Origin of the sequence: Eoetvoesiella caeni, from assembly GCF_003315175.1 — a bacterium.
In the GTDB taxonomy this organism is placed as follows: domain Bacteria; phylum Pseudomonadota; class Gammaproteobacteria; order Burkholderiales; family Burkholderiaceae_B; genus Eoetvoesia; species Eoetvoesia caeni.
On the sequence record NZ_QNRQ01000009.1, the window covers coordinates 168,512 to 179,328 of the forward strand.

13 protein-coding genes and 1 tRNA gene are annotated in these 10,817 nt (G+C 57.9%); 6 read left to right on the forward strand and 8 right to left on the reverse strand.

Going from position 1 to position 10,817, the window contains the following annotated elements; all coding sequences use genetic code 11:
* Positions 1-11: 11 nt before the first annotated feature.
* Entirely contained in the window at positions 12-740 is a 729-nt protein-coding gene (locus tag DFR37_RS15895) for an alpha/beta hydrolase (protein WP_113934265.1), read from the reverse strand.
* A gap of 102 nt (positions 741-842) precedes the next feature.
* Positions 843-1,286, reverse strand: a complete 444-nt coding sequence (locus DFR37_RS15900) for a DUF3293 domain-containing protein (protein ID WP_113934266.1) — start codon at positions 1,284-1,286, stop codon at positions 843-845.
* Between the two features lie 149 nt (positions 1,287-1,435).
* Here DFR37_RS15900 and DFR37_RS15905 point away from each other — a divergent pair, with 149 nt between their 5' ends.
* A complete protein-coding gene (locus DFR37_RS15905) occupies positions 1,436-1,594 on the forward strand; it encodes a hypothetical protein (protein ID WP_379881348.1) in 159 nt (52 codons plus the stop codon).
* Between the two features lie 90 nt (positions 1,595-1,684).
* On the opposite strand, the gene DFR37_RS15910 is transcribed toward DFR37_RS15905, so the two are convergent.
* A tRNA-Arg gene (locus DFR37_RS15910) sits at positions 1,685-1,761 on the reverse strand.
* A 74-nt stretch (positions 1,762-1,835) separates the two neighbouring features.
* Between DFR37_RS15910 and DFR37_RS15915 the strand changes: the two genes are divergently transcribed.
* Positions 1,836-2,822 (forward strand): phosphoribosyltransferase family protein, encoded by a 987-nt coding sequence (locus DFR37_RS15915; protein ID WP_113934268.1) that lies wholly within the window; start codon positions 1,836-1,838, stop codon positions 2,820-2,822.
* A gap of 130 nt (positions 2,823-2,952) precedes the next feature.
* Positions 2,953-4,113 carry an alpha-hydroxy acid oxidase gene (locus DFR37_RS15920; protein ID WP_113934269.1) on the forward strand — a complete coding sequence of 387 codons (1,161 nt, stop codon included), beginning with the start codon at positions 2,953-2,955 and terminating at the stop codon, positions 4,111-4,113.
* Between the two features lie 57 nt (positions 4,114-4,170).
* Here DFR37_RS15920 and DFR37_RS15925 read toward each other — a convergent pair whose 3' ends face one another.
* From DFR37_RS15925 to hmgA, 3 genes are all read right to left on the reverse strand, one after another.
* Positions 4,171-4,590, reverse strand: a complete 420-nt coding sequence (locus tag DFR37_RS15925; protein WP_113934270.1) for a phasin family protein — start codon at positions 4,588-4,590, stop codon at positions 4,171-4,173.
* Positions 4,591-4,734: 144 nt separating this feature from the next.
* On the reverse strand, positions 4,735-6,015 hold the full coding sequence (fahA, locus tag DFR37_RS15930; protein ID WP_113934271.1) for a fumarylacetoacetase: 1,281 nt from the start codon (positions 6,013-6,015) through the stop codon (positions 4,735-4,737).
* Entirely contained in the window at positions 6,012-7,364 is a 1,353-nt protein-coding gene (gene hmgA, locus DFR37_RS15935; RefSeq protein WP_113934272.1) for a homogentisate 1,2-dioxygenase, read from the reverse strand. The genes fahA and hmgA overlap by 4 nt, the downstream gene beginning before the upstream one ends.
* Before the next feature lie 373 nt (positions 7,365-7,737).
* Here hmgA and DFR37_RS15940 point away from each other — a divergent pair, with 373 nt between their 5' ends.
* Positions 7,738-8,199: an SAM-dependent methyltransferase gene (locus tag DFR37_RS15940; RefSeq protein WP_113934273.1), complete on the forward strand. Its 462-nt coding sequence runs from the start codon at positions 7,738-7,740 to the stop codon at positions 8,197-8,199.
* Between the two features lie 182 nt (positions 8,200-8,381).
* Positions 8,382-8,798, forward strand: coding sequence for a DUF4399 domain-containing protein (locus DFR37_RS15945; RefSeq protein ID WP_113934274.1), 417 nt, complete (start codon positions 8,382-8,384; stop codon positions 8,796-8,798).
* Between the two features lie 64 nt (positions 8,799-8,862).
* Here DFR37_RS15945 and DFR37_RS15950 read toward each other — a convergent pair whose 3' ends face one another.
* Both DFR37_RS15950 and DFR37_RS23160 read right to left on the reverse strand, forming a co-directional pair.
* On the reverse strand, positions 8,863-9,063 hold the full coding sequence (locus DFR37_RS15950; RefSeq protein WP_113934275.1) for a hypothetical protein: 201 nt from the start codon (positions 9,061-9,063) through the stop codon (positions 8,863-8,865).
* Between the two features lie 258 nt (positions 9,064-9,321).
* A complete protein-coding gene (locus DFR37_RS23160) occupies positions 9,322-9,759 on the reverse strand; it encodes a hypothetical protein (RefSeq protein ID WP_113934276.1) in 438 nt (145 codons plus the stop codon).
* A gap of 190 nt (positions 9,760-9,949) precedes the next feature.
* Between DFR37_RS23160 and DFR37_RS15960 the strand changes: the two genes are divergently transcribed.
* On the forward strand, positions 9,950-10,817 hold an 868-nt coding region (locus tag DFR37_RS15960), incomplete at its 3' end, for an ISL3 family transposase (protein ID WP_113934277.1).

Below are 10,817 nucleotides of genomic sequence, written 5' to 3' on the forward strand. Positions count from 1 at the left end.
GGCGGCGGGAATCAGTCTCGTCCCGCTTCGACGATGGCCTGCGCCAGGCGCTGGGGGTTGCTGAACCAGGTCTCGTGGCTGCCCGGGCATTCGACCAGGCGAAACAAGCCCAGTCTTTCGGACAGGCGCGGATGCCAGGGCAAGCCGTGCGGCAGCGCGATGTCTTGCTGGCAATTGACATAGGACTTGCCGATACTCAGCTCGGCCAGCGGCTTTTTCAGCGAGATTGGATCGATGAATGTATGGTACGGATGGGGGTTAAGCGTGGCATAGCTTGACTGCGCCAACGCCAGGTCCGCATCGTTGATGAAAGCCTCGCGCCAGACCTCGAATGGCAGCGTCACCGCATTGTTCTGGGCGATGGCGATCGAATCGAACAGCGTCACATAATGAGGCGGCACCATGTCGTTCAGGCATTGGCCGTCCAGCGGCACGAACGCGTTCACATAAACCAGCCGCTTGAGGCGGGGCAGGATGCGATCGGCCACGCCCGAAATGACCATCCCGCCGTAGCTATGCCCGACCAGGCGCACATTGCTCAAATCATTCGACTCTATATAAGCAACAGCGCTGGCAATAGCTTCTTCAAGGCCGCTGGTGTTGCGATCGTCGCCCTCGCGATTGCCCGCGATCGTGGGGCAATGCACTGTGTGGCCCGCCGAGCGTATGTGCTCGGCCACCGCTTCCATTTCGGCACCGGTATGCCAGGCACCATGCACGATCACGTAGGTATCAGCCATTAACTGCTCCTTTAAAGGAATAACGTCGAAAATTTCGACCTGAAGCAGTTTATAGTCAAACGCAGCCAGCCCGAACAGGGCTAACCCTTACCGGAAGCATCTTCAACGTAACAGCACCAGGCGGGGAATCGCCTGTGCATCGCAACATAGCACTGCGTTTTGTTCGTATTGCTGCCCCAGCGCACAGGCTTGCCGCAGATCCAGACCCAAGACCAAAAAGCTCGGCTCCGCCGGCCAGGATCCCGACGGATGCGCGCCTTCTCCCGAATAGTACACACAGCCGCGCGCTTGCAAATCGGCCGACAATTGTTGCTGGCGGCGGACATTGAGCGCTGCGTCCACCAACTGGCTGTATGGATTGCAAGCAGTCAAGAAGCTGCTGCATGCAACGCCATGGCGCGCATGCAGACTGGCCAAAGGCGCACTGAAACAGTCGATCAGCAAAACAAAAGGAGGATCCGCCAGGACCCGGTATTCGGTCTCAAGATAGGCTTGCAATACCTGCGCGGCAATGCCGCTGGAAGATAAGGGCGTGGAGTTGGCCATGTACGTTGCCATCCAGAACGGCTCTCAGGAATCTGTTATAAAAATGACTTTAGCATCTTCTATATAGGCCTCAAAAAATGTCCATCCAAACGTTCAGCCGATGTGGCGTAGCACTGCTCCTGGCCGCGATTGCTTCTGGATGCTCTTTGATGGGAAAGAGTTCAGAGCGCAGCAGCGACTGCACCTGGAACCGCAGCAGCTGCCTTTACGAAGGAAAGTACGAGGCGGGCGAAGAAGGCTACGCCGAACAGGAAGCCAAGCGCCTGAACCAGGCGCAGTCGGCAAAGCTGCGACGCGGCTCCTGGTAACATGTAAGTAGGCGGGACACACAAAGAAAAACCGCCTAGAGAGTTGGAGCTCTAGGCGGTTCTAACTAGCTGATAAGGCTAGGGTAATTCTGGCGCGGCTGGCAGGATTCGAACCCACGACCCCTTGGTTCGTAGCCAAGTACTCTATCCAACTGAGCTACAGCCGCTGTAAAGAGGCATAACTATAACACAAGTTTTTTCGCCTGTCTTTTGTTGCGGCAGGCCATGGCAGGAAATCCACATGCAAACCACGCTTACCGCTTTTTCCTATGACTATTCCCGGGTCGAGGCCGCTGTTTTCGACCATGTCCCGCAATGGCGCAAACATGGGTTCGATGCCATCGTTGCCATTGCGCGCGGAGGCCTGGCGCCCGCGGTCATGGCGTCCACCGCGCTAAGCCTGCCGTTGTTTGCCCTATCCTACCAGCGCGCAGCGCGGCAGGTTTCATGGTTCACGGCGCAAGCGCCGGCCAAGGGCGCGCGCATCCTGCTGGTGGAAGACATTGCCGGGCGCGGAACCACGCTGGTCGACTGCCATAAGTTCCTGGCCGCGCAAGGATATGAAACCCGCACATTTACACTGGCCTACGACGCCGAGTCGCGCATGCAGCCCGATTACGGCGTGAAACTTCCGCCCGGCATGCGCGCTTGGTTTCCATGGGAACGCGAGTCCATTACCCCGGCCTTTGCGGCCACCGGCAATCAGCCACTGCAGCCTGAACACGAATATGCCTCGTGGGCAATAGACCTTGACGGCATCTTGCTGGCCGACCTGCCGCCCCATCTCTATGACAGCAATCTGGCCGGCACGCTGGCTCAGCGGGACGGCCTGCCGCCCAGTAAAGTATTGCCCAGCATGGATCTAAGCGCACTGACCATCATTACCGGGCGCCCCGAACAAGACCGCAGCCGTACCCAGGCCTGGCTTGATCGCCATGGTTTTCGTGGCGAACTGGTCATGCGCGACGAATCTCTTCATACCGCCGCGCAAACGGCCCGGCACAAAGCCATGGCCATCCTGGCCCGCAACCATACTCACTTCATCGAAAGCGAAGCCGCCCAGGCGCTGGAAATAGCCCGGCAAGCTCCGGTGGCCCGTATTTTCTGGTGGAATGGCACAACGGCTCTATCGGTTTACGCCGGAGATGCGCCGCAGCTGTGCCTGGTTCAGGAAACGCTGAAATCCGCGGACGGAATGCATGCTCCGCCCGAGAGCCTGGCAGTCTGAATCCGGCCGGCTTTTCAATTACCATTCCAAAAAGTCCGATTTCCAATTCTCGTTGCGAACCAAGGCGTGCATAATGCATGGCGGCATGGCATAGTCATGCGCTTAGCCCAATTCCAGCCAGGAGAACTCTTTGACCCAACTTTCAAAAATTACCTGCATCGAAGACTTTCGTGTTCTGGCCAAGCGGCGCATACCTAAAATGTTCTACGACTACGCCGACTCGGGCGCCTGGACCGAAAGCACGTACCGTTCCAACGAAAGCGACTTTCAAAAACTCAAGTTCCGCCAGCGCGTTGCGGTAAACATAGAAACACGCAGCTTGAACAGCACCATGGCGGGCCTTGACGTGGCCATGCCCGTTGCCATCGCGCCCACGGGGCTTACAGGAATGATGCACGCCGACGGCGAAATCCTGGGTGCCCGGGCCGCTGAAAAATTCGGCGTGCCGTTTACGCTATCCACCATGAGCATCTGCTCTATTGAAGACATAGCGGCCCATACGGCGCGGCCGTTCTGGTTTCAGTTGTATGTCATGCGCGACAAAGATTTCATGGAACGCCTGATCAACCGCGCCAAGGCAGCCAATTGTTCGGCGCTGGTCGTTACGCTGGACCTACAGGTTATGGGCCAGCGCAACAAAGACATCAAGAACGGCCTGTCGACGCCCCCCAAGCCTACGCTGGTCAATCTGCTCAATCTATTGACCAAGCCGGCTTGGTGTCTGGGCATGGCCGGCAGCCCTCGCCGCAGTTTCGGCAACATCGTCGGCCATGCCAAGAATGTCAGCGACACGTCATCCCTGGCGGCCTGGACCAACGAGCAATTCGACCCATGCCTAAGCTGGGAAGACATTGCCTGGATCAAGAAAACCTGGGGCGGAAAACTGATTCTGAAAGGCATCATGGACGCCGAAGACGCCCGCTACGCGGCCGATACCGGCGCCGATGCCATCATCGTCTCCAACCATGGCGGCCGCCAGCTTGATGGCGCGCCCTCTTCTATTTCCGCGCTGCCCCACATTGTGCAAGCCGTCGGCAACGACATCGAAGTCTGGATGGACGGCGGAGTTCGCTCCGGCCAGGATGTATTACGCGCCCTGGCCCTGGGCGCCAAGGGCACCCTGATAGGCCGCTCATTCCTGTACGCGCTGGGCGCCTTCGGCGAAGCGGGCGTTACGCGCGCGCTGGAAATCATTGCCAAAGAGCTGGACGTCAGCATGGCGTTTTGCGGGCGCACGGCCGTCAAGGACGTCGACCGTTCCATCCTGATCGAGCCAGGGCTGTTCGATTAAGACCGCAGTTCGCCGCGCACTCGGCTACCCGCCTGGGTAGCCGGCGGCCCAAAGCTGCTATTTGGGCTGCATCATCTTTTTTATTTCCTGCATATTCTGCGTTGCGCGCTGCGTGATGCTGGCCATGGCGTCGGCCTGCGATTTGCGGGCAATCTCGGCCAGTTCCTTCATGTCGGCCAGCGTTTTTTCGCAGGCATGGCGCGCCAGCTCGGCTTGCTTGGCCGGGTCCGCGCCCATGCTGCCGGCAGCGGTCTTGATGCCTTCCATCGCCTGTTGAAGCATCTCGGCCTGCTTGCTTGCCAGCGCCTGCATACCTTCGTAGGCGGTCTTGTTGGCTTCCACCAAAGCGTCTATGTCCTTGCGCCGCGCATCGGCAAGCGCCGACATATCGACACCAGGCACTTTGAACTGCTCGAACATCTTCGTCAGCTCGCTGAACGGATTCGGACCAGTTTCGCTTTTCGTGCTTTTCGACATGTTATGTCTCCTTTAGGATATGCAAACCACATAGAACACCAAAGACTACATTAAGACGAAATACGACCCGGCATGATGCTGCAGCAGGCCAGCGCTGCAAGGCCCGCCCGGACGTGCCAAGTATCTTCGCCGCTGCCGCGCGCTTCAAGCAGCGCTGGCGGCCAGTACGGTTCCCGACACTTCTCCCAACCCGATGCGCACCGCGCCGTCGCCTTCGCACCAACCGCGCAGCGTCAGCGTGTCGCCGTCCTCCAGAAACGTGCGCCGTTCGCCGTTGCCCAGGATAATCGGGTTTTTACCGCCCAGGCTCAGCTCCAGCAACGAGCCTGCCTCGCCCGGATTCGGGCCCGACAACGTCCCCGACCCCAGCAAATCGCCCGGCTCCAGATTGCAGCCATTGACCGTATGGTGCGCCACCAACTGCGCCGCCGTCCAGTAAGCGGCCTGCGCCGTGTTGCCGCGCGTCAACCGCTCGGGGCCCAGGCCCGCCTGGCGCATCTTGGCCGTATGCAACCATACCTCCAGCGTAATGTTCAACGCGCCTTGCTGGCGATTGAGCGGATCGTCCAGGTACGGCAGCGGCTGCGGGTCGTGCGCCGGGCGCTCGAATTTGGCCCGAAACGGCGCCAGCGCCTCCATGGTAACGATCCAGGGCGACAGGCTGGTGGCGAAGTTCTTCGACAAAAAGGGCCCCAGCGGCTGGTATTCCCAGGCCTGGATATCGCGCGCCGACCAGTCGTTCAGCAGTGTCACGCCAAACAAGTGCTGTTCGGCCTGGCCAATGGCAATGGGTTCGCCCAGCTCGTTGCCGCGCCCAATCAAATAGCCCAGTTCGAGCTCGTAATCCAGGCGCTGGCAGGGCCCCACGCTGGGCGCCTGGGCGTCAGGCGCCTTGGTCTGCCCCATAGGGCGCTTGAAGCGCTGGCCGCTGGCCTTGATGGACGACACCCGCCCGTGATAGCCGATAGGCACCCATTTGTAATTGGGCATCAGCGGGTTGTCGGGGCGAAACAGCGAACCCACCGTCGTCGCGTGATAGATGCCGGTGTAAAAATCGGTATAGCCATTGATCCGGCATGGCAGCCCCATTTCGACCGCCGCTTGCGGCATCAAGGCGTCGGTCCAGGCCGCCTGCATGGCACTGCCCTGGGCCAGGCCCTGGGAAATGGCCGAACGCAAGGCCGAACGCTGGGCAGGGCTGGCGTTCATCAAGGCATTCATGTCGTCGGTATCGATCAGACCCGTTGCCCTAAGGTCGAGCACCTGGTCGCCAATGGCCACCCCGATACGCAGGGCCTCGGTGCTGCCCGCCTGGCGAAAGCGCCCGAAAGGCAGATTCTGAATGGGGAAGTCGCCATCGGCCTGGTTGGCCGAAGCCACCCAGCTGCGCAACTGGGGGGCGTGGGTTTCGTTGATAGCGTTCATGCTTTGAAGTGATCCTGAAGGCCGGCCCAGCAGTCGGCGTAGTCGACGTCCCGCAAGGGACTTTTCAGCGCAAAGGTCGTGGGTATGAATCGATAACGGCTCTCGAACATGAAAGCCAGGGTGTTGTCCAGTTTTTGCGGCGCAAGCTTGGCGCTGGTGGCCTTGGCATAGGACTCTTCGTCCGGGCCATGCGGCACCATGCTGTTGTGCAGGCTGGCCCCGCCCGGCTTGAAGCCACCGGGCTTGGCATCGTATTCGCCATACACCAGCCCCATGAACTCGCTCATGAAGTTGCGGTGATACCAGGGCGGGCGGAAGGTGTCTTCCATGACCAGCCAACGCGGCGGGAAGATCACGAAGTCGCAATTGGCCGTGCCATGCGTATCGCTGGGCGACGTCAACACCGTAAAGATGGACGGGTCGGGATGGTCGTAGCTGATGGACCCGATCGTCATGAAATGGGCCGTGTCGTACTTGACCGGCGTCAGATTGCCATGCCAGGCCACCACATTGAAGGGCGAGCTTTTAAGCGGCGCATGCCAGAAGCGGCCGGCATACTTCTTGACCAGCTCATAGCCTTCGCCGGCCTCTTCAAACGCCGCCACCGGCGCCAGGAAGTCTCGCGCATTGGCCAAGCCGTTGGACCCTATCGGCCCCAATTCCGGCAAACGCAAATGCGCCCCGTAGTTCTCGCAAATATAACCGCGCGCCGGCCCATGGCTCTCGTCAAGCAAGGCTACCTTGAACACCACGCCGCGCGGAATCACCGCGATCTCGCGCGGCTGAACCTCAAGCACGCCCATCTCGGTGGTAATCCGCAAACCGCCCTGCTGCGGCACGATCAGCATCTCGCCGTCGGCATTGACAAAAGCACGCCGCCGCATCGAGCGCCCGGCAATATAAACGTGCGCCGCAACGCCATATTGCGCATCGGCGCCGCCATTGGCCGCGACGGTGCGCATTCCGTCGATAAAATCGACCTCGGGGTTGTCGATGGTTAACGGCGCCCAGCGCATGGGCTCGGGCGCCAGCTCTATAGTGGGGTCGCCACCGGTAGTCCAGTGCGGTTGGGAATAATGCTGATAGCGGCCCGCCACCACCGATGGCTGGCGCCGGTACAGCCAGGAGCGCCGGTTATCATGGCGCGGCGCGGTAAACGCCGTGCCCGACAGCAGCTCGGCATACAAGCCCAGGGAAACATTCTGCGGGCTATTGCGCCCCTGCGGCAAAGCGCCCGCCACGGCTTCAGTGGCAAACTCGTTGCCAAAACCGCTTTGGTAGCGCAACACAACGCCTTGTGACTGATCAGTAGTCCCGGCACCAGTACCGGGGTCGCGTTCTTGCGTCATACTTCAACTCCATGAAGTCAGATATAGGCAAAGGTTACTTCAGAACACCGCCTTCGCAAAGAAATTCCCAATGCCCGGTGAGTTTAGACGAAACACACACTACTCCAGCAAATCATATAGCGCTGAATGCGGGAACCTTGCCAACTCTGTCGCGATTTAGGCCGCAGTCAATCTACTTGTGGCGGCGCTCGAGCGCCGCCACAGGCGCTGGCCCGCTCAAAAAGATGCCAAGCTCGTACACCAGACGCACGAGCTCAGCATAAATTTTTTCGCAATGGCACAATTGCATGACTTCTCGCGCAAACATAGTAACTCTTAGCCGACGTTAAGCCCCCTGAGAGGCAATTCGGCCAACGAAAATGGAAGCGTCACAATGAAATTAACATTCGAACCTATCGGCTTCGTCCGAGGCGGGCGGGAACAAGCAACCAAAGACCACTGGGCCGATAACCGATGCGTCCTTTCCTTGGACCCCGGCCGCTTTACACCCGATGCCCTGCAAGGCATCGAAGCGCTCTCGCACATCGAAGTTGTGTTTTATTTCCATATAGACGACGATGAACCATGCGAACTGGGCGCGCGCCATCCGCGCAATCGCACTGACTGGCCCAAGGTAGGAATTTTCGCCCAGCACGGACGCATGCGGCCAAATCGTATCGGCGTTTCAGTTTGCAACGTCATTGGCCAGAACGGGCTCGACATAGAAGTACAAGGCCTGGACGCCGTGGACGGCACGCCGATTCTCGATATCAAACCAGTCTGGTCCGGCTATTTGCCGCGCGGAGAATTGCGCGAACCGGGCTGGGCGCACGAAATCATGAAAAACTATTGGTAATGGGTAATTAGAACAACCACAAAAGCGGCGTCAAGCCGGTTTACGCCAACACTCTTCATCCCGGGGAAAGCCGCCCTCACCATATGAAACATTTCCAGAGTGTTTAAAACGAATTAATGTTTGTGAATTCACGCAAACGGACATAACGTCTATATGTTGTTAACACGTTCAAGGAATGCATCATGTCGACTTCAACGCTCAAAAAAATGATCGTGACCGGTGGCGCTGCGCTGCTATTAGCCAGCGGCGCGATGTCCTATGCGGCGGAAGGCCGTGCCTTCCTGATCGCACCCACGGATGGCGCCACCGTGTCCAGTCCCTTCGCCGTGAAATTCGGCGTCGAAGGCAAAACCGTGGCCCCGGCGGGGGATCAGACACCCAACTCGGGACACAATCACTTGATCATTGACGGCGGCTCGGTTCCAGCTGGGCAAGTTATTCCCGCCGACAGCACCCACCTGCACTTCGGCAAAGGCCAGACCGAAACTGAATTGACCTTGCCCAAGGGAAAACACACATTGACCACGCAGTTCGCCGACTACAGTCACAAATCATTCGGCCCTGAATGGAGCCAGACCATCACGATTACCGTGCAGTAAAGGAATTCGGAAAGAGGACTCAATTCGCAACGCTGAAAACAGCGTTGCGGGCGGCCGTTACAGGCTACGTCGATCGTTCTGTCAGCGATTCCTTCCAATCGCCCGCATAACCAAAGTGCGGAGCCTCAATCTGGTCTGTCATCCAAAAATCAGTAAATGGGGCGATATTTGGTTCGCAATGCCAGTAGGCAGTGCCGTTAGCGTCTATTGCCCACCACCTTGCCAGCGTTGGGGCTTGTTTCCAATCAACCAAATCGTATGCCATGGCAGCCTCCGGTTGTTGTGGCTCAGAGGCTAATTATGTCCGGATTCTGTGGTCGTGGCACGCCCAAGAGAAAAAGAAATGAAACTATTAAACGTCGCGTAGCCGCCATGGAGGCACGCTTGAAGCGCCCCCATGGCTCGGGCCGGGAAAACGACGAAGGCAGAAGATACTGGAAGTTGCAAGATCAACCCCATTAGTAATCCGCGACATGACGTGCACAACGTCAAACTCCGTCATTCCGGTATCACAGAAAGCGGTTTACTCGCTAACAACAACCTGCTCAGCGACGGCCTTTTTGACTGCAACCTTCTTTACCGCAACTTTCTTTACCGCTGCTTTCTTGGCAACAGCTTTCTTGGCAGGCACTTTTTTAACCGCTGCCTTTTTGACAGGGGCCTTCGTTGCAATAGCTTTTTTGGCAGGAGCTTTCGTCGCGATGGTTTTCTTGACGGCAGCTTTCTTAGCTGCGGCCTTCTTGCCGGGTGCCGCTTTAAGCGCATTGGCGTAGTCAATGAACGCCTGCCAGGAAATCTGGACGCCATTGCCTGCTCGTGTGCGTCCATCGCACCATTCAACGCGAGTCTTGTTGACAACCAAACTACCAAGATGCTTGCCGACGTTGCTATGAATTTGAAGCTCCATACCGCTGTTCTTCAATTCGATCTCAGCATTAAGCTCTTTAACTTTTACTTTCAAAATCTACCTCTTAGGTTTTTATCAACAAGGACGAAAAGTACTGCAGCCAACTTTTAAAATAGTCAAGAGCCGTCGCAGCAAGTTCGAAGTACGAAATCGCAAAAAAAAAGGCTCTTCATCATAAAGGGGGGACGATCAGCATTCATTAAACTTGTTTTTGCGAAGAACGAGCTTAATGGAGCGAATGCCGATGTCCCCAGTTGATTTTATCTTAGGATTAAAAGATGTCGTGATTGAGCGCGTGGAGCGGCGCCGAGATATTCATGTTTGGGCCAAGCCCGCGCAGCGCCCGGCCTGCATGCACTGCCAACAAGCGCCGGTGCGGATAAAAGCCACGCACCAGCGTACCGTCAAGCATACCCGCCAGGGTAATCAGCTCATGGTGGTGCATTTGAGCGTGCCCAAGTATCACTGTCCTGGCTGCAATCGGTATTTCCGACACCGGTTTGCCGACATTCGACCGCGACTTCGCGCCACCGAGGCGTATCGGCTGGAGGTCTTTGAAGCCCATGAAGGCGGGGTCAGCCAGCGCAAACTGACGGTCACGCATAGGATCGGTAGCGCCACGGTCGAGCGCTGGTATCAGTCGTTTGTGGCGCAACGGGTCTTGGAGCTGTCAGGCCGAAGTTGTCCGCAGGTGCTGGGCATTGACGAACATTTTTTCAGCCGCAAACGAGGCTATGCCACGACGCTGGTGGACTTGAAGAACCACAAGGTATTCGATGTGGTCTTGGGCCGCTCCGAGCTAAGCTTGCGGCGCTATTTGAGCCGTTTGCCGGGCCGCGAGAAGGTTAAGGTGGTGGTGATGGATCTGTCCGAGACCTACCGCCAGATTGTGCGCAAATACTTTCCCAATGCCAAGATCGTGGCTGATCGCTTTCATGTGGTGCGCCTGGTCAACCAGCATTTTTTGAAGCTGTGGCAGCAGCACGACCCCGAGGGTAGAAAGCACCGGGGGTTGCTCAGCTTGATGCGTCGGCACAGGTGGAACCTGACCGATGATCAATACAGCAACCTGATGCAGTACCTGGAGATGTTTCCGGTGCTTAAAGCCCTCT